General features: G+C 36.1%; 23 protein-coding genes and 1 riboswitch. Of the genes, 20 read left to right on the top strand and 3 right to left on the bottom strand.

Going from position 1 to position 23,808, the window contains the following annotated elements:
• The first annotated feature begins 4 nt into the window (after nt 1-4).
• The 9 genes from glnA (at nt 5) to FDO66_RS09185 (ending at nt 7,917) form a co-directional block, all read left to right on the top strand.
• Nucleotides 5-1,348, top strand: a complete 1,344-nt coding sequence (gene glnA / locus FDO66_RS09225; protein ID WP_141432358.1) for a type I glutamate--ammonia ligase — start codon at nt 5-7, stop codon at nt 1,346-1,348.
• Nucleotides 1,349-1,638: 290 nt separating this feature from the next.
• Nucleotides 1,639-2,571: a manganese-dependent inorganic pyrophosphatase gene (locus FDO66_RS09220; RefSeq protein WP_141432357.1), complete on the top strand. Its 933-nt coding sequence runs from the start codon at nt 1,639-1,641 to the stop codon at nt 2,569-2,571.
• 336 nt (nt 2,572-2,907) lie between these two features.
• A complete protein-coding gene (locus tag FDO66_RS09215) occupies nt 2,908-3,417 on the top strand; it encodes a peroxiredoxin family protein (protein WP_141432356.1) in 510 nt (169 codons plus the stop codon).
• Between the two features lie 131 nt (nt 3,418-3,548).
• Entirely contained in the window at nt 3,549-3,680 is a 132-nt protein-coding gene (locus FDO66_RS09210; RefSeq protein ID WP_141432355.1) for an FbpB family small basic protein, read from the top strand.
• Nucleotides 3,681-3,748: 68 nt separating this feature from the next.
• Complete coding sequence (locus tag FDO66_RS09205) at nt 3,749-3,892, top strand: acid-soluble spore protein N (protein ID WP_141432354.1); 144 nt, start codon at nt 3,749-3,751, stop codon at nt 3,890-3,892.
• A 229-nt stretch (nt 3,893-4,121) separates the two neighbouring features.
• Nucleotides 4,122-4,361: a small acid-soluble spore protein Tlp gene (gene tlp, locus FDO66_RS09200; protein WP_141432353.1), complete on the top strand. Its 240-nt coding sequence runs from the start codon at nt 4,122-4,124 to the stop codon at nt 4,359-4,361.
• 45 nt (nt 4,362-4,406) lie between these two features.
• Complete coding sequence (locus tag FDO66_RS09195; protein WP_258535677.1) at nt 4,407-6,791, top strand: AAA family ATPase; 2,385 nt, start codon at nt 4,407-4,409, stop codon at nt 6,789-6,791.
• A complete protein-coding gene (locus FDO66_RS09190; RefSeq protein ID WP_141432351.1) occupies nt 6,791-7,222 on the top strand; it encodes an acyl-CoA thioesterase in 432 nt (143 codons plus the stop codon). Before FDO66_RS09195 ends, FDO66_RS09190 begins: the two co-directional genes overlap by 1 nt.
• Nucleotides 7,223-7,626: 404 nt before the next feature.
• A complete protein-coding gene (locus FDO66_RS09185; protein ID WP_141432350.1) occupies nt 7,627-7,917 on the top strand; it encodes a hypothetical protein in 291 nt (96 codons plus the stop codon).
• A gap of 108 nt (nt 7,918-8,025) precedes the next feature.
• On the opposite strand, the gene FDO66_RS09180 is transcribed toward FDO66_RS09185, so the two are convergent.
• From FDO66_RS09180 to plsY, 3 genes are all read right to left on the bottom strand, one after another.
• Nucleotides 8,026-8,316: a HesB/YadR/YfhF family protein gene (locus tag FDO66_RS09180; protein WP_141432349.1), complete on the bottom strand. Its 291-nt coding sequence runs from the start codon at nt 8,314-8,316 to the stop codon at nt 8,026-8,028.
• Between the two features lie 73 nt (nt 8,317-8,389).
• Complete coding sequence (locus FDO66_RS09175) at nt 8,390-9,466, bottom strand: ATP-binding protein (RefSeq protein WP_141432348.1); 1,077 nt, start codon at nt 9,464-9,466, stop codon at nt 8,390-8,392.
• A 367-nt stretch (nt 9,467-9,833) separates the two neighbouring features.
• Nucleotides 9,834-10,418: a glycerol-3-phosphate 1-O-acyltransferase PlsY gene (gene plsY, locus FDO66_RS09170; protein ID WP_141432347.1), complete on the bottom strand. Its 585-nt coding sequence runs from the start codon at nt 10,416-10,418 to the stop codon at nt 9,834-9,836.
• A 253-nt stretch (nt 10,419-10,671) separates the two neighbouring features.
• On the opposite strand from plsY, the gene chrA reads away from it, so the two are divergent.
• The 11 genes from chrA (at nt 10,672) to FDO66_RS09115 (ending at nt 23,778) form a co-directional block, all read left to right on the top strand.
• Nucleotides 10,672-11,859, top strand: coding sequence for a chromate efflux transporter (chrA, locus tag FDO66_RS09165; RefSeq protein WP_141432346.1), 1,188 nt, complete (start codon nt 10,672-10,674; stop codon nt 11,857-11,859).
• A gap of 110 nt (nt 11,860-11,969) precedes the next feature.
• Nucleotides 11,970-13,685 (top strand): glycosyl hydrolase family 18 protein, encoded by a 1,716-nt coding sequence (locus FDO66_RS09160; protein WP_141432345.1) that lies wholly within the window; start codon nt 11,970-11,972, stop codon nt 13,683-13,685.
• A gap of 89 nt (nt 13,686-13,774) precedes the next feature.
• Nucleotides 13,775-13,884: riboswitch (TPP riboswitch) on the top strand.
• A 221-nt stretch (nt 13,885-14,105) separates the two neighbouring features.
• Nucleotides 14,106-14,696 (top strand): thiazole tautomerase TenI, encoded by a 591-nt coding sequence (tenI, locus tag FDO66_RS09155; protein ID WP_141432344.1) that lies wholly within the window; start codon nt 14,106-14,108, stop codon nt 14,694-14,696.
• A gap of 9 nt (nt 14,697-14,705) precedes the next feature.
• The gene (gene thiO / locus FDO66_RS09150; protein WP_141432343.1) at nt 14,706-15,827 is read left to right on the top strand and encodes a glycine oxidase ThiO; all 1,122 of its coding nucleotides are present in this window, start codon (nt 14,706-14,708) and stop codon (nt 15,825-15,827) included.
• A 5-nt stretch (nt 15,828-15,832) separates the two neighbouring features.
• Entirely contained in the window at nt 15,833-16,036 is a 204-nt protein-coding gene (thiS, locus tag FDO66_RS09145) for a sulfur carrier protein ThiS (RefSeq protein ID WP_141432342.1), read from the top strand.
• A gap of 1 nt (nt 16,037) precedes the next feature.
• Nucleotides 16,038-16,805, top strand: coding sequence for a thiazole synthase (locus FDO66_RS09140; protein WP_141432341.1), 768 nt, complete (start codon nt 16,038-16,040; stop codon nt 16,803-16,805).
• Nucleotides 16,802-17,815, top strand: coding sequence for a ThiF family adenylyltransferase (locus FDO66_RS09135; RefSeq protein WP_141432340.1), 1,014 nt, complete (start codon nt 16,802-16,804; stop codon nt 17,813-17,815). The genes FDO66_RS09140 and FDO66_RS09135 overlap by 4 nt, the downstream gene beginning before the upstream one ends.
• Nucleotides 17,816-18,035: 220 nt before the next feature.
• Nucleotides 18,036-18,449 (top strand): CoA-binding protein, encoded by a 414-nt coding sequence (locus FDO66_RS09130; protein ID WP_141432339.1) that lies wholly within the window; start codon nt 18,036-18,038, stop codon nt 18,447-18,449.
• 311 nt (nt 18,450-18,760) lie between these two features.
• Nucleotides 18,761-20,737 carry a DNA topoisomerase IV subunit B gene (gene parE, locus FDO66_RS09125; RefSeq protein WP_181444508.1) on the top strand — a complete coding sequence of 659 codons (1,977 nt, stop codon included), beginning with the start codon at nt 18,761-18,763 and terminating at the stop codon, nt 20,735-20,737.
• A complete protein-coding gene (gene parC / locus FDO66_RS09120; RefSeq protein ID WP_141432337.1) occupies nt 20,734-23,175 on the top strand; it encodes a DNA topoisomerase IV subunit A in 2,442 nt (813 codons plus the stop codon). The genes parE and parC overlap by 4 nt, the downstream gene beginning before the upstream one ends.
• Before the next feature lie 141 nt (nt 23,176-23,316).
• A complete protein-coding gene (locus FDO66_RS09115; protein WP_141432336.1) occupies nt 23,317-23,778 on the top strand; it encodes a hypothetical protein in 462 nt (153 codons plus the stop codon).
• Nucleotides 23,779-23,808 lie beyond the last annotated feature (30 nt).

Genomic DNA, 23,808 nt, shown 5'->3' with positions numbered 1-23,808 from the left:
TAACATGACAGGAACAAAGACTATTAGTCTTGAAACAATTCAAGAAACAGTTAAAGAGAAAAGTGTAGAATTATTACACTTACAATTTGTTGACATTGAAGGTATTTTAAAAAATGTAACAGTAACTGCTGCGCAATTAGAAGATGTTGTTGAAGGAAAAATCATGTTTGATGGTTCTTCTATTAAAGGTTTTTCTCCTATTAACAAATCTGACTTATATTTACAACCTGATTTAGCAACTTTTGCTGTTTTACCTTGGACTGAAGAAGAAGGATATTCTGAAGCTCGTTTCCTTTGCTCAGTTACAAATCCTGATGGTACTCTATTTGATGGCGATACTCGTAACGTATTGAAAAATACTGTTGCAAAAGCTGCTGAAAAAGGATACAGCATTTCAGTTGGTCCTGAATTAGAATTTTTCTTATTCCAAACAGATGAAGATGGAAACCCAACTTCGAAACTAGGCGATAATGGCGGTTACTTCGAGCCATCTCCAAAAGACTTTGGCGAGCGTGTTCGTTTAGATATATATCGTGCATTAAAAGCAATGGGCTTCACTATTGAGGCTTCACACCATGAAGTAGCAGAAGGTCAGCATGAAATTAACTTTAAATATGCAGATGCTTTAACTGCAGCAGACTTATCAACTACATATAAATGGGTTGTAAAAACTATTGCTAAACAAAATGGATTACATGCTACATTTATGCCAAAACCTGTATTCGGAATCAACGGTTCTGGTATGCATGTAAACATGTCTTTCTTCAAAGGCAGCGAAAATGCTTTCTACGATGAAAAGGATTCAATTCAACTTTCTGAAGCTGCTTATTCCTTTATTGCAGGTGTTATTGAAAACGTAAAAAGCTTCGTAGCTGTTACTAATCCACTTGTTAACTCTTATAAGCGTTTAGTACCAGGATATGAAGCACCTTGCTACATCGCATGGTCAGCATCTAACCGTTCTGCTTTAATCCGTATCCCTGCTAAAAAAGGTTTAGCAACTCGTGTTGAATTACGTTGTCCAGACCCATCTTCAAATCCATATTTAACATTTGCAGTAATCGCTTCTGCAGGTCTTGATGGAATTGAAAAAGGATTAAAAGCTCCTGCTGCAATTAATGAAGATATTTTCCACATGTCTGAAGATCGTCGTGCTGAACTTGGAATTGAAAATCTTCCTGGAAGCTTAGAAGGTGCAATTGCTGAGCTAGAATCTGGCGAAATCGGACTTAAAACTCTTGGTGAGCATGTATTTGGTGAGTATTTAGCAGCTAAAAAAGCTGAGTGGGATAGCTACCGTACAGCTGTTCATTCTTGGGAAATTGAAAATTATAAAGCTAAATTCTAATCTTAGTTTTCTTTCTGAGATTTTTGCCAAAAAAGCTAAAGGTACTTTACATGTACTTTTAGCTTTTTTGTATTTAAATAAAGGTTGAAACCCTTACAAATAGAAGGAATCATATAATCAACTAAAACTAAATTCTCTGCTATAACAAATTAACTTTACATACATACTCACAGATATTTTTCATTTAATAAAAGGTAGTAGATGAAAAATGACTTTTTTGTGTTAAAATAGGTTTTGGGAATTGATATATATCCCCTTTAAACAAATATTTTTTAGTAAGGAGATACGTAATGGAAAAAGTATTAATATTTGGTCATAAAAATCCTGATACAGATACAATCTGTTCTGCCATTGCATATGCGGATCTAAAAACAAAACTAGGAATGAATGCTGAGCCAGTTCGTCTTGGAGATATTAATGGTGAAACGGAACATGCGTTAAACTATTTTCAAACTGAGGCACCACGTTACATAGAAGAAGTAGCTTCTGAAGTTAATCAAGTTATTTTAGTCGATCATAATGAGCGTCAACAAAGCGCAAATGATATTGATAAAGTAACTGTATTAGAAGTAATTGATCATCATCGTATTGCTAATTTTGAGACAAGTGATCCATTATATTACCGTGCAGAGCCAGTCGGATGTACTGCAACCATTTTAAATAAACTTTACAAAGAGAATAACATCAAAATTGAGAAGAAAATTGCTGGCTTAATGCTATCAGCTATTATTTCAGACTCATTGTTATTTAAATCTCCGACTTGTACCGATCAAGACGTTGCTGCTGCGCAGGAATTAGCAAAAATTGCAGAAGTTGATGCGAATCAATATGGCCTTGAAATGCTAAAAGCTGGAGCAGATTTAAGTGATAAAACAATCGAGCAGCTTATTTCAATTGATGCCAAGGAATTTCAAATGGGTAGCAACAAAGTTGAAATAGCCCAAGTAAATGCTGTTGATACAAATGATGTATTAGCTCGTCAAGAAGAATTAGAAGCTGCGCTTACAAAAGTCATTGCAGAAAAAGAATTAGACTTATTTTTATTAGTCGTCACAGATATTTTAAATAATGATTCTGTTGCTCTTTCATTAGGCAGCAAGGCATCTGTTGTAGAAAAAGCCTATAACGTAACTTTGAATAATAATACTGCCTTATTAAAAGGAGTCGTTTCTAGAAAGAAACAAATTGTACCAATCTTAACTGAGGCATTTAATCAATTATAAGAATTAATAGGAAAAAGTTTCCTTCTTTTTACAAATTGATAACCGATATGGTATAAAAAGAACGATTTTTGGCGGTATTCGAATAAGAATACCGTCTTTTTTCTCGTTTTCTAAAAAAAGTTGAGATATGTGTGGCAAATCATTGAATATAAATATTGAGGTAGAACAGTGAAGAAGGAAAAAATGCTACTTATAGAGGATGAACAAAAGGTAGCAAGGGTGATAAAACTGGTGCAATGCTAAAATGTGTTGCACTTTTTTTATTTTTCTCTTCATAAGGGCACAATATATAAGAAGAAAATACAGAAGTAAATACATAACTAAAGGGGGAACAATGTGTTCAATAAAATAGTATGTTTATCATTGATCCTTAGTTTATTAATTATTGCTACAGGGTTTCAAGAAAAGATAATCCATGCAGCTTTACGAAATGAGCCAAGTATAGGGTCTAATGCTCCGGATTTTGAATTAACGAATTTATTTGGAGAAAAGGTTAAACTTTCTGATTATCGAGGGAAAAAAGTCATCTTAAATTTCTGGGCTACTTGGTGTCCACCATGTAGAGTTGAAATGCCAGAAATGCAAAAATTTTCTGATGAAAATGATGATGTGGTTATTTTAGCGGTAAATATTGATCCTCAATTTGAAGTTCGTTCATATGTCCAAAAAATGAACATTCATTTTCCCATCCTGCTTGATGAAAAAGATATTGTCAATGAGCTTTATCAAGTTCTAACTATTCCTACTACATTCTTTATAGATGAAAAGGGAGTGATTAAGCAAATGCATTATTCAGCTATGACAAAAGAAATGATGAAAGAGTATATTGATAAGATGGAAAAATGAATCTTATGGATCGTATCGACACGAGAAGAAAACGTAATGTTATAAATAATATAAATTTTCGAAAATTTGTAATAATTAGGACGGTTATAGGTAATAATAACTATTACAATAGAGATAAGGATGGTGATAATATGAGAAGTAAAAGGAAGAGATCTTTTTCTGAGCTTGTATTAGAAAATAAGCGTCAATTATTAAATGATCGTGTAGCTATTGAAAAAATTGAAGAAAAAATAGAAAAAAAACGACTAAGCAAAGCGGAATAATCAGTCTTTTTTTCTTTCTCATAAAATTTCTTTATTTAGGATATGTTAATACTTAAGGAGGAGATTATATGAGTAATCCGAAAAGAAACAGTAAAGATTTTGTTCCCAATCATATTGGCACACAACCAAAAAGCTTTGGTGGTAACAACGGAAAAAAAATGCAGGATCAATCTGGCGAACATCCACAAGTGATTCAAACTAAAGGTGAATAAGTGAACACGTTTCAGCTCGATGAAACGTTTATGAATCGGGTGAAGATGGCACTCTAGCTGATTGAAAAATCACACCTAGTATTCATATTAAAAATGGAAACTCGTCTACAATCGCAGGCGAGTTTTTATATTTGTCTTTTGTACTATTTAGGCAGTTTCATTTTTATCATTATAATTTTTTAAAATAATCACAAACTAATCAAGACTTTTGATATAAGGAGGAAATGTTATGACTTGGGATCAGCCAAATCCAGATGATCGTAGTGATAATGTAGCAAAGCTTCAATCGATGATTAATGATACGATTGACAATTTTGAGAAAGCAGAAAATTCATTGAAAGATAGTGAAAGTGCTGAACAAAGTTTACAAATTCAAGAAAAAAATAAGCGGCGAGAAAATAGTATTAATGCAATGCGTGCTGAAATAGAAGATGAGAGCAACCCAGCCTTGAATCAATCAGAGTTTTAATATTTTCTTGTTAAGGCTTGATCCTTTGTGATCAAGTCTTTTTGTATGGTAAGATGGTCTTGGAATATATTAAAGAGATGTGGTCAAATGAATCCAGAGGATATGAAACATGCCTATTTAGTTCAACAATTGAGAGAATGGGAAAATGAAATAAATAGAAACGGTTACATAAATAATGAAGAAAATGTATTAAAGGAATTACAGCGATTAGAAGAAGAATCTCATCCAGAGTTAGTATCCACTTTGTTAACGATGGTGGCTTTAACAAGAATAAAGAAGCTCGAAAAAGATACAATCGCAATTGCATGGCTTAATAAAGCGATCCAGTTAGATCCTGAAAATCAACGAGCAGTGGAGTTTTTAACCTTTTATGAGTGGGAGGATTATGAGAATTTTCTTGATCAACTTACCTTTCCTTCGATAAGAGAAACTGATAATCGTACGGCAAAAAAGAGGATAGCAGAGCAATACATTCATATTTGTAAGGAATTTTTAAATGATGCAGAGAACGAAAAAGAGAAACTAATAAAAAATCTTCGCATTTTGAAGTCTTTAAACCAGTCATCATTTATTTCTATATATGAAACCATTATTAAATGGTTAGATCAAAGTATACAAATAACAGAGTTATTATTGAAAGCTGCAAATGAATACGATCAATCGATTAGCGGTGTGTTTTATACATCTGCTCATTATGAAGAAATGAAGCCTAACTTGGTAGAATTGGAGAAGATAAAGGGTGAATGGAGGAGTCTCTTTTCCAAGCAGCAACAAAATATTCATTCAACAAGCAGCTCTTTGATCGATCTTAATCATATGATTGGATTGAATTCTGTTAAGGCTCGCGTAAATAATTATTACCAATTTTTAAAGTATCAAAAAACTAGAAAATCTCTTGGATTTCATATGAATGATGAAATGAGTCTCAATATGATTTTTACAGGAAATCCAGGGACTGGAAAAACCTCATTGGCTCGATTATTAGCAAAAATTTATTTTGAGCTTGGTGTATTGCCTAGCGAAAGATTTATAGAGGCAGATCGGTCACAGCTTGTAGGAGGTTATATCGGACAATCAGAAGAAAACGTTCGGAGGCTGGTTGAACAAGCTTTAGGAGGCGTTTTATTTATTGATGAAGCATACAGTCTAAAAAGAGAAGGTCAATCTGGGAATGATTATGGCCAAACAGTTATTGACACGTTAGTTTCTTTAATGACTGGGAAGGAATACGGAGGGAAATTTTCGGTTATTTTAGCTGGATATCCAGATGAAATGCGTCAATTTCTTGATGCAAATCCTGGCTTAAGAAGTAGATTTCCACATTCGAATCAAATTCATTTGCCTGATTATACAAATGAAGAACTACTACAAATAGCTGAAAAATTTGCCATGGACAACGACTATTTATTAGCGGATGAAGGGAAATTAGAGCTTCTGCAAAGAATCGAAAAAGAACGTGTAGATGACACTTTTGGTAATGCTAGGACTGTGAAAAATATTGTATTAGATGCTATTTTTAAAAAAGGATCCACTAAAGTGGTTAATAGGAGCATTGTGCAATATAGTCTTTTGGAACGAGAGGATTTTAAAGTAAAAGAGGAAGAAAAATTGATTGATCCTCAAGAAAAGCTGGATCAATTAATCGGTTTACATGAGATTAAAGAAGAAATGAAATCCTTCCAATCCTTGATAAACATACAAAAAATAAGGAGAGAGCATGGGTTGCCTGTTATACCTATACAATTCCATTCTGTGTTTTTTGGAAACGCAGGTACAGGTAAAACGACCGTTGCAACTTTATATGCTGAGCTATTAAAGAAAAATGGAATCTTAAAGAGAGGCCATCTTCTTGTAACAAGCAGAGCCGATTTCGTTGCTGGATATGTTGGCCAAACTGCCTTAAAGACAAAAAAGAAAATACGAGAAGCATTAGGCGGGGTCTTATTTATTGATGAAGCTTATTCTCTACTAAGTGAAACAGCTGGTGATTTTGCAAAGGAAGCGATTGATACTCTTGTGGATGAAATGACGAAACACAATGAGAATTTAGTCGTGATTCTGTCAGGGTATCCAAATGAAATGGAAAAGCTACTCGAAAGTAATCCCGGTTTAAAATCTCGATTTAAGAAATTTTTTCACTTTAAAGATTATACGATTGAAGAGCTTATCTTCATTATGAAAAACTATGCCGCTACCTATCATTTAAAGTTAACGAATGAAGCCGAGCAATTTATAGTAGATAGACTTAACTATTCGCATATTAACGGGAATGGTCGTTTTGCAACCAATGTAATTGATGAAGCGATTCAAGTACAAGCTTTAAGATTATTAGATGAAAAAGACGAGAATGAATTGTTAAAGCAATCCTCGTATCTTTTACCTTATGATTTAAATAAAGCGTTAGAAAAATGGAATAGAGGAGGTTCCTAATGTTTGTTTCAACAAAGGAAATTGAGGTTCGGTATGCCGAAACAGATCAAATGGGTGTGGTGTATCATGCGAATTATTTGATTTGGATGGAGCTTGGGAGGACATCGCTCATTGAAGATCTTGGATTTAATTATGCCGAAATGGAAAAAGACGGGATTGTTTCACCTGTTTTAGATATACAAATATCCTACAAAAAACCAGTACGATACGGAGAAAAGGCTCTTGTGAAAACATGGGTGGAAGAATACGATGGTATAAGAGTTACATATGGATATGAAATCGAAACATTTGATGGTCAGGTTGCTGTTACTGCTCTTTCAAAGCATGTGTGTGTTAAGAAAGAAACGTTTAGGCCGATCGTTTTTAAACGACTGTATCCTAAATGGCACGAAGCTTATGAAAGAAACAAAAAGAAAGAACTAAAAGCGTAAACGCCATGATCATCAACGTACAAACTGGAGGGACTTCGACTGAGATAAGGCGAACCTTCTATCAGGGGATGTTCTTTTCCCCTGATAGTTAGCTAAGCAGATCAGGTTTTTACGGGCAGTTTTTTATCTACTATCCATTTTTTATGTAAAATCTTACTGCCCGTTACAACGTAATAAAGGATACACGATGAGTGACAGCGAATCGATGTTGACTTATCGTAGGGAGAAGGCCTGAAGTTTGATAGTCGATAGGCGTTGGCCAATTAAGAACGCCACATCCTATGGCAAAATCGGGACTAGTACGTCCTGTACGTCGGAGCTGGACGTCGATCCATAATGTTCATAATTTTCAACAACCAACTATTTTATAATTTTCAATAACAAGGAAAAATGAGGGATTGATATTGGCCTTTGGGATCAAAAGGAAGGATTTAGTTAATTGGAAGAAAAAAATAGATGAAGGCGAAATTGCTTTTTTAACCCATTATTGGCTAGATGATCGTTTCCCAAGCAGTAAAACCGTGACAAAGGTAGGGTGCAATGATCTTGAAAAACTTGCAAAATGGGGAGAGCAATACGGTTTACAAAAAGAATGGATTCATATAAGAAACGATGGGTATTCTCATTTTGATTTACTAGGAAATAGACAAAAAGAAATTTTAGAAAAAGAGCGTTTGTTTGATCATATGTGGTAAAATGCTCTATCTTACCACATATGACCGATGAGATTGTTTAAAAATGAATGACGTTTTATCCCACATTAACGGGGAGTAATACTCCCACTTAATGAAGTTTCACTTTATTTATTCGAGATAACGATAGATGGGTTCATCCATTTCTTTGTTAAAATCAACGACTAAGTCATGATTATCAAAATACCATAAATCTTTTTCTTCAATAAAAAAAGTAATTCCATCTTTAGTCGTTTGAATTCCTATATCAAAAGGTTTTTCATTAGAAATTCCTAATGAGAAGCCTTGTTGAACCGTACTGCAGCCACCGTAACGAGCAAAAAATCTAATAAAGTCGCCCTCTTTTAGAAGCATCTCTTCTTTATACCACGTTGCTGCTTCATCACAGATATGAATGTTCATTCAATCTGCTCCTTCCTTTTAAAAAATGGTGAGTTCTTCTTATTATATGATATTTGATCGATCTAGGCGAATGCTAGCTTTGAGGATCAGCATGAAGAGGTAACTGGATGCAAATCTTCGTACCTTCGCCCTTCTTACTTTGGATTGAAATATCACCACCATGATTTTGAATGATTTTTTTACATATTGATAAACCAATTCCTGTTCCTTCTTTTTTTGTTGTGTAAAAAGGCATAAAGAGCTTTTGAACAACTTCGTTAGATATCCCGCAGCCGTTGTCCTTTATACAAATAATTGTACTGTTCATACGACGATAGGTTGAAATTTCAATAATTCCATTTATTCTGTTTGGATCCCCTTCAATAGCCTCAATGGCATTTCTCATCATATTGACAAGAACCTGCTTTAGCTGTTTTTGATCAATATATACCCTTAAATTTTCTTTTGATAAGCATGTTAATATTTTAATATTTCTAAGCTTGGCTTCACTTTCGTAAAGCATGGTAAGTTCATTAATTTGTTGATTAATTTGTGTGATCTCTTCTTTATTTTTCAGTGGCCTTGAAGAATTTAAAAATTCCGATATAATTTCATTTGCTCGATTGATTTCATCCAAAGCAATTTCACCATAGGTTTCTTTTCCAACCTCTTTTAATGTAGGAGCTAATAACTGTAGAAACCCTTTAATTGTTGTTAAGGGATTTCGTATTTCATGTGCAATACCTGCAGCAAGCTTTTCAATATTTGCTTCATAATCTTTATTTAGACTAAATTCTCTACTTTCTCGAGTAATTTTCTTTGAACAAGCTTCATAGAGGTATGGAGGGAAGCTAATTGATTGAAATTGATTAGGTTTAATGTTTTGATTAGCTGCTTGGACTGGGTAGCAAAAAAGGTGATAATGATTGTTGTCCTCTACTTTGTATATTAGATGCAATACATTTATTCCATCTAAACTTAAATGAAATTCATGGGGAACATGACATGTTGATTGAAAAAGAAATGTTTCAAAACTAGCTTTTTCCATAATGAACTCTGTAATAAGGAATGAGGAATTTGTATCAAGGGAAGAACTAATAATGTTATAACGATTATCAATATGAAAATAGGGAAAAGGAAGATTTTCTAATAGACTCATAGTAAAATTCATGGAACACCATCCTTACAACATAATAATATATTGAGAGAATATGAATGTATTAATGAAGTTTAGGTTTATTCACGCATTCAAACATTACATATTTCTTTCAATTCACTATTCATCGTTTCTACTATTAATCTATGACGAAAATTCTCAAGATATGTCTAAATTCTTACTTCTTGAATAAAAAAGGAACAAAAAGGAATTAATCAAATAATATCAGATCGAAACATTGAATTTCAATACGAGCAAAGGACTATTGATGAGACAAAATAAAAGAAAAATCGGGGTAATAACTGATTTTTCAAATCGGAAAGATGATAGTATTTTTTTGAAAGAAGAGCCCTTATTAAATATTAAGGGCTCTTCTAGGTATTTATAACCATTTTACTTTAGGCTCTGTTTTGTTTAGAATTCTTTTTATATTTGCACGATGTCTATAAATGACAAAGGACGTCAAAATAAGCATAATGCCGATCAACAATGGCTTCCAAATAATAATAGCATAAAATACACCAATTAATCCGCTCGCCATGGATGAGAGTGAAACATACTTTGTTAAATATAAGCTTAAGAAAAAGGAAGCTATTAAAACAAGAAAAAGGAGAGGTGCAACTCCTAATATGATTCCTGCGGATGTTGCTACTGCTTTTCCACCTTTAAATCCTGCAAATATCGGGTATATATGTCCGACTACAGCAAAAATTCCCACAATTAATGGATTAAGTTCTGATTGAAAAAAGAAGGGAAGTGCCGTTGCTAAAGTTCCTTTTAAAATATCGGCAATGGTGACAGTTAAACCTGCTTTTACCCCTAGTGTGCGAAATGTATTTGTTCCGCCTAAATTGCCACTTCCATGTTCCCTAATATCTACCCCATAAAAAGTTTTTCCGACAATGAGACCGGATGGAATGGAGCCGAGTAAATAGGCGATTAGAAAGATGAGTCCGTATACTACCATGAAATTTCTCCTTCATACTTTACTATTGCTAGTATATTGTATCACTATTTTCGAAAAACACACTAGATTAGTGGAAAAACACAAATAAATTTAACAAGTACGTTAAGTTATTTCATACATAATAACAATGTGATTAAACTTTGGCTTTCTTATTCTGTTAATTTTGTGTAAAGTCCATCCATGATGGATGCTATAAGATGAATGTCTTTGATATGATAAATGAAAAGTGTTGAAACGGAGGTCAAATAACATTATGATTGGAAGTTTTACGATAAGAAAGAGATTAAAAGAACTTTTTTTCGTGTCATTAAAATTAGGTCTCACTTCATTTGGTGGTCCGACTGCTCATTTAGGATATTTTTATCATGAGTATGTAAAAAGAAAGAAATGGTTAGATGAGAAAGCATACGCAGATCTTGTTTCATTATGCCAGTTTTTACCTGGTCCGGCAAGTAGTCAGGTAGGTATTGGTATTGGCATCATGAGAGGTGGAATTCTAGGTGGAATTGTTTCCTTTTTAGGATTTACGACACCCTCGGTTATTGCCTTAATGGTTTTTGCCATGTTAATCAATAACCAAGATTTCGCAAATGCAGGGTGGATTCAAGGATTAAAAATAGTGGCAGCTGTTATCGTTTTACAAGCGGTATTAAGTATGGGAAAACAGCTTGCTAATGAAAAAAAGACCGCTTCTATTGCCATTGGTGCTGCAGTGATCACGCTATTATGGGAATCGTATTTATCTCAAATCCTAGTTTTGCTCATTGCTGGATTGATTGGCAGATTTTTTCTAAATGAAAGTACGGACAAGCAGCTGAATCATTTTTCTGTCCCAATTAAAAAAAGGACTGGTCTCGTGGCATTAGGTTTATTTGCTGGATTGTTGATCCTTTTACCTATTATTAGTTCTTTTATGAATCAAATCGACATTTTTATATTTGACCGATTTTATCGCAGTGGGGCTCTTGTCTTTGGCGGAGGCCATGTCGTACTCCCCTTGTTAGAGAAATCGTTAGTACCTGAAGGCTTGATGACAAAAGAATTCTTTTTAGCTGGATATGGTGCTGCACAGGCTGTACCAGGCCCATTATTTACGTTTGCTGCTTTTTTAGGAAGTGATATCCATGGTTGGGTCGGAGCTTTAATAGCTACTTTTGCGATCTTTCTCCCAGCTTTTTTACTTGTGATTGGCGTTTTGCCTTTTTGGGAACAAGCCCGCAAAATACAATCAGTACAAAAAGCTTTGAAGGGCATTAATGCAGGTGTTGTAGGGATATTACTTTCGGCATTTTATGATCCAATTTTCACGAGTGCGATTCTTTTACCGTCTCATATTGCTTTAGCTGCGTGCTTGTTTGGATTGCTCATCTTTTGGAAGCTTCCTCCATGGAGTGTTGTCTTGCTTGGTGCCGGTGCAGGTCTTATTTTTTGGGGATACTAAATGGTAACAGTAATAGCTGCAAATTTTGAAACCTATCAGATATGATTTTCGTCTTAATAGATGGGGAAGAATAATGAATATTCCTCTTTGTATTATGAAAGGGGGATAAAATGGGTCAAATCGAAGTAAATAAGAGGAACACTATGTCAAGAAAAGGGATCATCTTTGGTCTCATTCTTGCTTTTTTGCTGATTACCTCAAGCCTTTATTTCCTTTTTAATCCTCTATCTTCGCATGAAAAGGTAGATTACTTTTCAGGGGAAAATCCAGTTATATTTAAAGGAAAGCAAGAGGCAAATGCAATCATCGAAAAAGAAACGGTTTTCTTGCCAGTCGATTTTGTAAAAAAATACATAGATAAAAGTATTTTTTATGATCAACAATCAACCAGCATTATCATTACCACGAAGGATAAGGTTATACAGATGCCTACAGAGTCATTAACTTATTTCATTAATCAAGAGCCTGTTGAGCTGCAGTTTCCACCACTTAAAGACAAAGATGGGAAACTGTATATGTCGCTGAATCTAATCCTTGATTATTATCCCATTCAATACTCTATTTTACCGCATACGAATGCTGTCAAAATTGACATGGATGGTGATGTGCTTAAAATGGGAATGGTAACGGATCAGAATGCACATAAAGGTAAGCTGCGATTAAGAACAAAACCTAGCTTACGATCTCCTTATACAGAAGATGTTAATAAAAATGATTCTCTCTTTGTTGAAAAACAAGTAGAAGATTACTATTTTGTTAGAAAAGAAAATGGGGTCGCAGGTTTCATACAAAAGAACTTAATATCGATTCGTCAAACAAATAAAGTCGTAATTAAACATGAACAAAAAGAAGCTGTGCTAACCCCTATTCAAGGACCTATCCAATTAACATGGGAGGCGGTTTACAAGAGAAACCCTGATCCGTCCAAAATTGGACAAATGCCTGGTGTCAATGTCGTTTCTCCAACCTGGTTTAAACTCGATCAAACCATTGGGAATGTGAAAAACATGGGGTCGCTAGACTATGTCAATTGGGCAAAAGCAAGAGGATATCAAGTATGGGGTCTTTTTTCAAATGACTTTAATCCAACCCTTACACATGAAGCTTTTAAAGATTTTCAAACAAGGCAGCAAATCATTCGTCAATTGTTGCTTTATAGTCAAAACTACCAATTAAATGGAATAAATATCGATATTGAAAATGTACAGGCCGAGGATGGTCCTCTTGTCACCCAATTTGTCCGAGAGGCTACCCCTTACTTTCATGAAGCAGGGTTACTTGTCTCCATGGATATTACATTCATCACTGAAGGAAATTGGTCAGCTTTCTATGAAAGAGAGCATCTGGCAGAGATTGTTGATTATCTCATTGTCATGGCTTATGATGAGCATTGGGCTTCTTCTCCAAAAGCAGGGAGTGTTGCTAGTTTCCCATGGGTAGAAGAGAATTTGCAAAAGTTATTAAAAATCGTCCCTCCTCAAAAGCTTATTTTAGGAGTTCCATTATATTCTCGGCTTTGGGAACAGCATGCGGATGGCAAGTTAAACTCGAAAGCTCTTTCTATGGATAAAGTTAAGGAATGGCTTGATCAGTATCAAATACAAGCTTCCTACGATGAAGACAGCGGGCAAAATTATGCCGAATATGTAGATGGTAATAAAGGGATTACGTATAAGATTTGGCTTGAGGATGATCTTTCCCTACAAAAACGCGCTGGTTTAGCTGCGAAATATAATCTAGCGGGTATTGCGAGTTGGTCGCGATCCTTTGCTGCGGAATCGGCTTGGACAGCCCTTTCATTGGAAAAAGCAGTGGCGAAAAAATAAATAGCGGTATAATTGGCTATTTATTCCTTGAATAATTTCATCGGTATGGTATGATGAACGTAAATTTAATATTCTACTAATTTAATTAATAGATTCACTAGGGGATCCCTTGATAAGGGCTGAGAATAAAGTAGTTACTTTTAAACCCTCAAAACCTGAACAGGTTCGTACCTGCGTAGGAAAGTGGCACTGTTTATTTGTGTTTTTTTGCGTACAAATAATGAAACCACTTTCTTTTTATGAGGAAGTGGTTTTTCTTTTTGTCTAAATGGTATTGGATCATTGTTTTACCCTCAGTAATAGGCAGTAAACTTATAGTGATTATTGGTTCACTTTTTGAGGGTGCTTACTCGAAACAAAAAGATACCTGCCGCTTTCTGATCAGGTCAACATCATAGTTTCAAAAAGGAGTGAAAGATCCTGAAGCTTCATGTAATTACAGATGACCGGCATTCGATTGAGGATTTAGCAAAGAAAATCATTCAAATCAAGGATATCGTCGACGGGATTCATATTCGTGAAAAAACGAAAACAGCATCAGATATCATGCGCTTGCTTCACCTTTTAGAAGAGGGCAATGTTTCAAAAAGAAAATTGATTATTAATGATCGTCTTGATATTGCTTTATTAGGAGACATACAAAATGTACACCTCCCATCCCATGGTCTTCAAGTAAAGGCAGTAAAGCAGAAATTTCCACAGCTAAAGGTCGGTTGTTCCATTCATTCATATGAAGAAGCAGTTGAAGCTGAACATCAAGGTGCTGATTATGTTTTATATGGGCATATTTATGAAACGAAATGTAAGGAAGGAAAAAGACCTAGAGGAATTTATGAATTAGAAAAAATGAAAATGAATCTTTGCATTCCTGTCTATGCAATCGGAGGGATCCTTCCGGAAAATATATGGAAGATACACCTAGTTAAAGCAGATGGTGTAGCCGTTATGTCTGGAATTTTCTCCACAGAGGATCCAATAAAAATAGCTTCGAAATACCATAGCTTATGTTAGGAGAATAACATGAAAACACATTATGATGTTGCGGTAATTGGCGGAGGTATTATTGGTTGTTCGATCGCCTACCACCTTGCAAAAGAGAAAGTAAAGGTAGCAGTTTTTGATTCTGGCCAAATAGGTTCTAAAGCAACAAGTGCTGCTGCAGGGATGCTAGGCGCACACTCAGAATGGGATGAGCTAGAAACCTTTTATCCATTTGCTAGAAGCAGCCAGCTCTCGTATTTTCAATTAAAAGATGAATTACAGGCGTTAACAGGTATTGATATTGGACTTAAAACAGGTGGAATTTATAAACTTGCCTTTACAAAAAAAGATCAAGAAGATTGCATGAAACTTTCAGAATTTGATACCGTTCAATGGCTTAGTGCTGATGATGTAAGAAAGGAAGAAGAGTCGATATCAGAACATATTCTCGGAGCTGCTTATTTAAAAGATGATGTTAGTGTCATTCCGAGTAAGACCTGTATGGCTTTTTCCAAAGGTGCAGGGCTATTAGGGGCGGATATTCAGGAACATACACCCGTCCATCAAATCACGAAACATCGTGACTGCTACCAAGTACAGACAGCAAAAGGGACTGTGATGGCGGAGTTTGTGGTTATTGCCAGTGGAGTTTGGAGCACTCATTTTTTTCAACAGTTAGATATTGCTCAAAAGTTAGTTCCAGTTAAAGGAGAGTGCTTAGCTGTATATAATGATCGTTTTTCGCTTCATCATACCCTTTTTCATGATCAATGCTATATCGTCCCTAGAAACAATGGAAAGCTCGTTATTGGAGCAACGATGGTTGAAAATGATTGGACTGAAGCCAATACAATGGATGGGTTGGGCCGTCTTTTTACAAGAGCTGTTTCCATGCTTCCAGCGATAAAACAATTAAAAATTGAATCATTTTGGTCAGGATTACGTCCTCAAACCTTTGATCAAAAACCTTTTATTGGAGCACATCCAGATGATGATCATTTGTTTTTTGCGACGGGGCATTATCGGAATGGAATTTTGCTTGCTCCAGGAACTGGGGATATCATTAGCCGCCTTATTTTAAAAAAGCAAATAAATAAGTCTTGGCTAGAAGCTTTTAAGATTGATCGAAGCCATGACTTCTCTACTAGCTTAAGGAGGTGAAGATTTTGAATATTCAACTAAATGGACAAGAAGTAACATTGCCGAGCAATGTAGAATCCATTCAAGATTTACTTGACCATTATCAATTAACGAATCGTATTGTCATCGTGGAATTGAACAAAGAAATTTTAAAAAAAGAACAATATTCCGAGACGAAGCTTATGACAGGAGATTCTATAGAACTTATACATTTTGTAGGAGGAGGATAACATGTTAACCATTGCCAATTATACGTTTCAATCAAGACTATTATTAGGAACCGGGAAATATCCATCATTTGAGGTTCAAAAAGAAGCTGTAAAGGTGTCAGAAGCTGAGATCTTAACCTTTGCAGTTAGACGGATGAATATTTTTGAACCAAGCCAACCAAATTTTCTCGAACAGCTGGATTTGTCAAAATATAAACTTCTTCCAAATACAGCAGGTGCAAAAACAGCTGATGAAGCGGTACGAATTGCGAAGCTAGCAAAGGCTAGTGGCCTTTGTGATATGATTAAGGTAGAGGTCATTGGTTGTCAAAGATCACTTCTGCCAGATCCAGTTGAAACGTTAAAAGCCTCTGAAATTCTTTTAAAGGAAGGCTTTATCGTCCTCCCTTATACATCAGATGACGTCGTACTTGCAAGAAGACTTGAAGAGCTTGGCGTTCATGCTATCATGCCTGGTGCTTCCCCAATTGGGTCAGGGAAAGGGATTATCAATCCTCTTAATCTATCATTTATTATCGAGCAGTCATCCATTCCTGTCATTGTAGATGCTGGAATTGGATCACCAAAGGATGCTGCATGTGCAATGGAGCTTGGTGCTGACGGCGTCCTGTTAAATACCGCTGTAGCTGGTGCAAATGATCCTGTAAAAATGGCAAATGCGATGAAGTTAGCTATTGAAGCTGGCCGACTTGGGTATGAAGCTGGAAGAATAGAAGAGAAGAATTATGGCGTTGCTAGCAGCCCTGTTACAGGAATGATCACATCGTGAATGATCGCTATTCCAGACAGCAGCTTTTTTCTCCAATCGGCGAAGAAGGGCAGAAAAAGCTTCAATTTGCTCGGGTGATCATCATGGGGGCGGGTGCCCTTGGTTCAGCAAGTACTGAAATGCTGGTTCGAGCAGGTGTGGGCTCAGTAACCATTGTAGATCGTGATTATGTCGAATGGAGCAATTTGCAGCGACAGCAGTTATATCGAGAAGAAGACGCAATCAATTCGTTGCCAAAAGCACAAGCAGCGAAAACTAGATTAAAAGAAATTAATCGTGATGTAGAGATAAAAAGCATTGTCACTGATATAAATTGCTCTAATATTGAAGAGTTAATCAAAAATCAAACAATCATCATTGATGCAACGGATAATTTTGAAACGAGAATGCTGATGAACGACGCCGCGTTAAAGTATCACATTCCTTTTATTTTCGGAGCCTGTGTAGGGAGCTATGGTCTTACATATCCCGTGATACCGGGGAAAACGCCCTGCCTGAATTGTTTATTAGCTCATTTGCCATACAACGGTTTAACCTGTGATACGGTTGGAGTCATTGGCCCGATTGTTCAATGGGTAGCTGCTTATCAGGTGACCCAAGTATTAAAGTATGTATCAGGATATGAACTTGAGCCTCACTTACGATCTTTTGATATATGGAAAAATGAACATGCAGAAATAAATGTAGCAAGCTTTAAAAATCATCAGTGTGAATCATGTGGTCATCAACCATCCTTACCTTACTTATCGTATGAAAGACAAATGAAAACAGCGGTGCTGTGTGGAAGAGAAACGGTTCAAATAAGACCAGCTCTACCATTAGCATTATCATTGAAGGATTTATCACAACAGCTTAAAGGAATTGGTCAAGACGTAAAAACAAATCCTTACTTACTTTCATTTACGTATGATAACCATCGTGTCGTATTATTTGAAGATGGACGTGCTTTAATCCATGGGACGAACGAGCCTACGATTGCGAAGGCTATTTACCACAGAATCATTGGGTAGTTATGTTCATTGTCTAGCTTCAGCGCCTATCGACTAGCAAACTTCAGGTCTTCTCCCTACGATAAGTCAACATCGATTCGCTTTCTCTCATCGTGTGTCCTTTATCTCAGTCGAAGCACTTCCAGTTTGTACGTCGATGGTCAAGGCACCTCCGCTTTTCTACATTCCTTTACTTTTATATAGATTAACGCTATCGTTAAACGAAAAAGGAGTGGCATATGTGAGTATTGAAAATCCATCTAGAGAAGAACTCGGTACCATATTAAAAAAAGCAAAACGAATTGCAGTCGTTGGCTTAAGTGACCAGCCTGATCGAACCTCTTTTATGATTGCTGAAGCGATGCAAAAGGCAGGCTATGAAATCATCCCTGTCAATCCAATGGTTGACCAAGTACTAGGTGTAAAAGCAGTCGCTCGATTACAAGAAATTGAAGGCCATATAGACATTGTCAATGTGTTTCGAAGAGCGGAATTTATCCCAGAGGTTGGAGAGGATTTTCTCGAAATCGATGCTGATGTTTTTTGGGCTCAGCTTGGAATCGTCCATGAGCCAACCTTTCAGATGCTAAAGGAAAAAGGCTATACAGTCGTTATGGATCGTTGTATTAAAGTGGAGCATGCATTAACAAAATAACGTTTTTCTAAGCACACTTTTCAGGTAAAATGGAGTGTGCTTTTCCTTTGACTAATGTGGAAATGTCAGCTCCAATTTGCCAAAATAAAATAAATGGCTAAAATAAAGCATAGACGATTGCAGAAAAAGTGGTAGAATAATGATGCGAACATTCGTTCTTTATTAAAAAAGTGATAGGCGGTTTTTCGCTTTTCATATAAAATACACTTATTATTTAAAGGATAATTCTTTTTTTAACCGAATACATAAACGAATGTTCGACATGTTTTATTTTCAGAAATGTTGTTTTATGGAAAGAAAGGGGTATGTTCGTGGCAAGACAAGAAACATTTAATTATAACGACGATGCCATTCAAGTTCTTGAAGGATTAGAGGCCGTTAGAAAACGACCTGGAATGTATATAGGAAGTACAGATTCCAGAGGTCTCCATCACCTCGTTTATGAAATCGTAGATAATGCTGTAGATGAAGTTCTTGCTGGATTTGGAGATCATATTATTGTAAAAATTCATAAGGACAATTCTATTAGCGTTCAAGATAAAGGCCGTGGAATGCCAACTGGGATGCATAAGATTGGAAAACCTACACCGGAAGTGATTTTTACAATCCTTCATGCTGGAGGGAAATTTGGTCAGGGCGGCTATAAAACGAGCGGTGGATTACATGGAGTCGGCGCATCCGTTGTCAATGCCTTATCTGAATGGTTAGTGGTATCTATAAAGCGAGACGGGTTTACTTATGAACAACGTTTTCATCAAGGGGGAAAACCTACTACCACGCTTGAGAAAAAAGGGAAGACCAATCAAACAGGTACAACCATTCACTTTAAACCTGATCCTTCCATTTTTTCTACCACCACCTATAATTACGAAACATTGTGTGAAAGATTACGTGAATCAGCTTTTCTCCTAAAAGGACTAAAAATTGAAATTATGGATGATAGGGCTGACCAACGAGAACAATTTTGTTATGAAAATGGAATTGAAGCATTTGTCGAATATTTAAACGAAGAAAAGGATGTTCTCCATCCTGTTGTTAGTTTTGAAGGGATTCAAAATGGAATTGAAATTGAATTTGCCTTTCAGTTTAATGATGGGTACTCAGAAAATGTTTTATCCTTCGTGAATAATGTAAGGACGAAGGATGGAGGGACGCATGAAGCTGGCTCCAAGACGGCCATGACCCGAATATTTAATGAATATGCACGTAAAGTGAGCCTTTTAAAGGAGAAAGATAAAAACTTGGATGGAGCTGATATTCGAGAAGGTTTATCAGCCATTATTTCCGTTAGAGTACCAGAGGATCTCCTCCAGTTTGAAGGGCAAACGAAAGGAAAACTTGGGACAAGCGAGGCAAGATCAGCAGTAGATGGCGTTGTGTCTGAGCATTTATCGTATTTTCTAGAAGAAAATCCAGAAACTAGCTCCTTATTAATCAAAAAGGCCATTAAAGCCTTTCAAGCAAGGGATGCTGCAAGAAAAGCCCGTGAGGAAGCAAGGAGCGGCAAAAAACGCAAGCGCAGTGAAAGCTCCTTGTCTGGAAAGCTGACTCCTGCACAATCACGAAATCCGATGAAAAACGAATTGTATTTGGTCGAAGGGGATTCAGCAGGAGGATCCGCAAAGCAAGGACGAGATCGTCGTTTCCAAGCCGTTCTTCCTTTGAGAGGAAAGGTAATCAATACGGAAAAAGCAAAGCTCCAGGATATTTTTAAAAATGAAGAGATCAATACGATTATTCATGCGATTGGCGCAGGTGTTGGAGCTGATTTTTCTGTTTCTGATGTCAATTATGAAAAAGTGATCATTATGACCGATGCAGATACAGATGGCGCACATATTCAAGTGCTTTTGCTGACATTCTTTTATCGCTATATGAAGCCTCTTGTTGAAGCGGGAAAGGTATTTATAGCTCTTCCTCCTCTATATAAAGTCAGCAAAGGAACAGGGAAAAAAGAAGTAATCGAATATGCTTGGAGCGATGATGACTTACAAGGAGCGATCAAAAAAGTTGGCAAAGGCTATATGATCCAACGATACAAAGGACTTGGAGAGATGAATGCCGACCAGTTATGGGAAACAACGATGAATCCAGAGACGAGAACGCTTATTCGCGTTAGGATCGATGATTTAGCTAGAGCTGAACGACGAGTCACGACACTAATGGGCGACAAGGTTGAACCTAGAAGAAAGTGGATTGAATCACATGTCCAGTTTGGACTAGAAGAAGATGGTAGTATATTAGAAAATGAAAATATTTCTATTACAGAGGAGGCGAAAGAACAGTGAGTTTAGTAGAAAAATTTCGCGATCTTCCTCTAGAGGATGTTCTTGGTGACCGATTTGGCCGTTATAGTAAATATATTATTCAAGAGCGTGCCCTGCCAGATGCACGTGATGGGTTAAAGCCAGTGCAAAGAAGAATTTTGTATGCCATGCATGTTGAAGGAAATACACATGAAAAAGGCTTTCGGAAATCTGCGAAAACAGTGGGAAATGTGATTGGGAATTATCACCCACATGGAGATACATCTGTCTATGATGCCATGGTCCGATTGAGTCAGGACTGGAAGGTAAGAAATTTACTTGTAGAAATGCATGGAAATAACGGGAGCATCGATGGAGATCCGCCAGCTGCGATGCGTTATACAGAAGCAAGGCTATCTGCTATATCAGGAGAATTATTAAGAGACATCGAGAAAAGAACGGTCGATTTTATTCCTAATTTTGACGATACCTCAAATGAACCCACTGTTCTGCCAGCCATGTTTCCAAGTTTGCTTGTAAATGGTTCTACTGGAATATCGGCTGGATACGCAACAGAAATTCCTCCTCATCATTTAGGAGAAGTAATTGATGGTGTTATTCTTCGCATGGATCAACCAGATTGTTCAGTAGAAGATATTATGAAAATCATCAAAGGTCCAGACTTCCCAACTGGTGGTATTATTCAAGGTGTTGATGGAATCAAAAAAGCGTACGAAACTGGCAAAGGGAAAATGATTATTCGCGGCAAAGCCTTCTTCGAAGATATTCGTGGTGGGAAGAAACAAATCGTGATAACAGAAATTCCTTATGAAGTGAATAAAGCAAATTTAGTGAAAAAAATAGATGAGTTTCGTTTAGATCGAAAGGTAGAAGGCATTGCTGAGGTTCGCGATGAAACAGATCGAACAGGATTGCGTATTGTCATCGAACTGAAAAAAGAGACAGACGCAGAGGGTGTCCTTAACTATTTATACAAAAATTCGGATCTGCAAGTTACCTATAATTTTAACATGGTAGCCATTCACAATAGGCGTCCAACATTAATGGGGATACAAGCTTTATTAGATGCCTACATTGCTCATCAAAAAGAGGTAGTTACAAGAAGAACAACCTATGACCTGCAAAAAGCAAGAGATCGCGAGCATATAGTAGAAGGTTTAATGAAGGCATTGTCGATTCTAGATGAAGTGATCGCTACGATTCGCGCTTCAAAGGATAAGCGGGATGCAAAGGATAATTTGATTGAGAAATATCAGTTTACAGAGCCGCAATCAGAGGCGATTGTTTCTTTGCAGCTTTATCGCTTAACGAATACCGATATCACAGCATTAAGAACTGAAGCGGAAGAACTAGCGAAAAAAATTGCCGAGCTATCCTCAATATTAGATAGTGAAAAAAAATTAAATAATGTTATTAAAAAAGAATTAAAAGATGTGAAAAAGAAATTTGTAGATGAACGAAGAACTAAAATTGAGGCGGAAATTGAAGAAATCAAAATTAATCTTGAAGTTCTTATTGCCAGTGAAGATGTGATTGTTACAATCACGAAAGAAGGCTATGTAAAACGGACGAGCCAACGTTCCTTTGCTGCTTCAAATGGACAAGATTTCGGGATGAAGGATTCTGATCGAATTTTAGCACAGCTAAACATGAATACGACAGATGTTCTGTTGGTTTTCACAAATAAAGGGAACTATTTATACTGTCCTGTCCATGAACTTCCAGATATTAGATGGAAGGATTTAGGTCAACATATTGCGAATATTATCCCAATAGATCGAGACGAATCGATTGTGAAAGCTATCCCTGTTAATGACTTTAATGTTACAACGAATTTATTGTTTATCACACAAAACGGGATGGTTAAGAAAACGGAGCTTTCACACTACAAAGCTCAACGCTATTCTAAGCCACTCGTTGCCATTAATATAAAAGCGGATGATAAACTTATAGATGTTCACGAAACTGACGGGTCAAATATGCTTCTATTAGCCACACACACTGGCTATGCCTTGTTGTTTAATGAAATAGAGATCAATATGGTAGGGATACGAGCAGCTGGTGTTAAAGGAATCAATCTTAAAGATGGCGATTTTGTCATTGGAGGGAAAATAATTGAGGATGAAAATGATCAAGCACTTGTGATTCTTACTCAGCGCGGTTCTATGAAGAAAATGAAATTGAAGGATTTCGAAGCATCAACAAGAGCAAAACGTGGTGTAGTGATGTTGAGAGAATTAAAAGCAAACCCTCATCGTATTGTAGCCATGGCACTTGTAAAAAATAAGGACCAAATTTATTTGGAAACTGAAAAAGGAGTACAGCATCATTTAAATGCGGCTGATCTTCGCTATAGTGATCGATATTCAAATGGCTCTTTTGTCATTGATGAGACGGATGCAGGGAAAGCAAAGGAACTTTGGATTGTGGAAGGCGTTCGGCAAGAATCGGAAGGTTGAAATTATATTTTAACGAAAAAACCATGACAAACTAATTGTGTCATGGTTTTTTCGTTAACTTATTTTTAATAAAGGCTCTACATTATTTTCCAAAAAACGAGCAAAATATCTTTATAAAGTGCATATCGGGAGGTAGTTTGCTTGAAGAGACAGCTGTTATTCTCATTTGCCGCTTTTTTTATTTTGTCCCTATTTGCGATTACTGGTGCTTCTGCTGTAGAAGAACCAAATTTATCGATCATGGTTTCACAAGATAAAGTGGATATTACAGGGGATGGAAAAATAGATATTGTGACGATAAAAGGAATTCGGTTTGATCAAAATACAAAATTTTTGAAGAAGGTTTTTTTAGACATAACAGAATCTAATGGAAAAACGTATAAAGAAGAGCTAGAAGGAGGATACGAGCCGAAAATTGTATATGATGATTTAAATCATGACGGTGTGAAAGATATGTTTATAACGATCCCAACAGGAGGGAGTGGGGGGATGTCGAACTTTTATTTATTTACGTTAAAGGATTTTATCTTAACTAATTTAACGCTACCTAAACCTCTTATTATTAATGGCCAGTTTCAAAATGACTATAAGGCGATGATTTAAGTTAAAGAAACAGGCAAGTCTTAAGTAAAA

Source organism: Bacillus sp. 03113 (assembly GCF_006546985.1).
GTDB lineage: Bacteria > Bacillota > Bacilli > Bacillales > Cytobacillaceae > VATK01.
The sequence above is the reverse complement of the archived record's forward strand: the minus strand, read 5'-3'. Positions and strand labels throughout refer to the sequence as shown.

Coding starts and splice junctions, on each gene's coding strand:
- FDO66_RS09140 (WP_141432341.1), top strand. CDS start 16,038: ATGTTAACCATTGCCAATTATACGTTTCAATCAAGACTATTATTAGGA.
- FDO66_RS09220 (WP_141432357.1), top strand. CDS start 1,639: ATGGAAAAAGTATTAATATTTGGTCATAAAAATCCTGATACAGATACA.
- FDO66_RS09205 (WP_141432354.1), top strand. CDS start 3,749: ATGAGTAATCCGAAAAGAAACAGTAAAGATTTTGTTCCCAATCATATT.
- thiO (WP_141432343.1), top strand. CDS start 14,706: ATGAAAACACATTATGATGTTGCGGTAATTGGCGGAGGTATTATTGGT.
- FDO66_RS09160 (WP_141432345.1), top strand. CDS start 11,970: ATGGGTCAAATCGAAGTAAATAAGAGGAACACTATGTCAAGAAAAGGG.
- FDO66_RS09195 (WP_258535677.1), top strand. CDS start 4,407: ATGGTAAGATGGTCTTGGAATATATTAAAGAGATGTGGTCAAATGAAT.
- glnA (WP_141432358.1), top strand. CDS start 5: ATGACAGGAACAAAGACTATTAGTCTTGAAACAATTCAAGAAACAGTT.
- FDO66_RS09190 (WP_141432351.1), top strand. CDS start 6,791: ATGTTTGTTTCAACAAAGGAAATTGAGGTTCGGTATGCCGAAACAGAT.
- FDO66_RS09180 (WP_141432349.1), bottom strand. CDS start 8,316: ATGAACATTCATATCTGTGATGAAGCAGCAACGTGGTATAAAGAAGAG.
- tlp (WP_141432353.1), top strand. CDS start 4,122: ATGACTTGGGATCAGCCAAATCCAGATGATCGTAGTGATAATGTAGCA.
- plsY (WP_141432347.1), bottom strand. CDS start 10,418: ATGGTAGTATACGGACTCATCTTTCTAATCGCCTATTTACTCGGCTCC.
- FDO66_RS09175 (WP_141432348.1), bottom strand. CDS start 9,466: ATGAATTTTACTATGAGTCTATTAGAAAATCTTCCTTTTCCCTATTTT.
- chrA (WP_141432346.1), top strand. CDS start 10,672: ATGATTGGAAGTTTTACGATAAGAAAGAGATTAAAAGAACTTTTTTTC.
- FDO66_RS09210 (WP_141432355.1), top strand. CDS start 3,549: ATGAGAAGTAAAAGGAAGAGATCTTTTTCTGAGCTTGTATTAGAAAAT.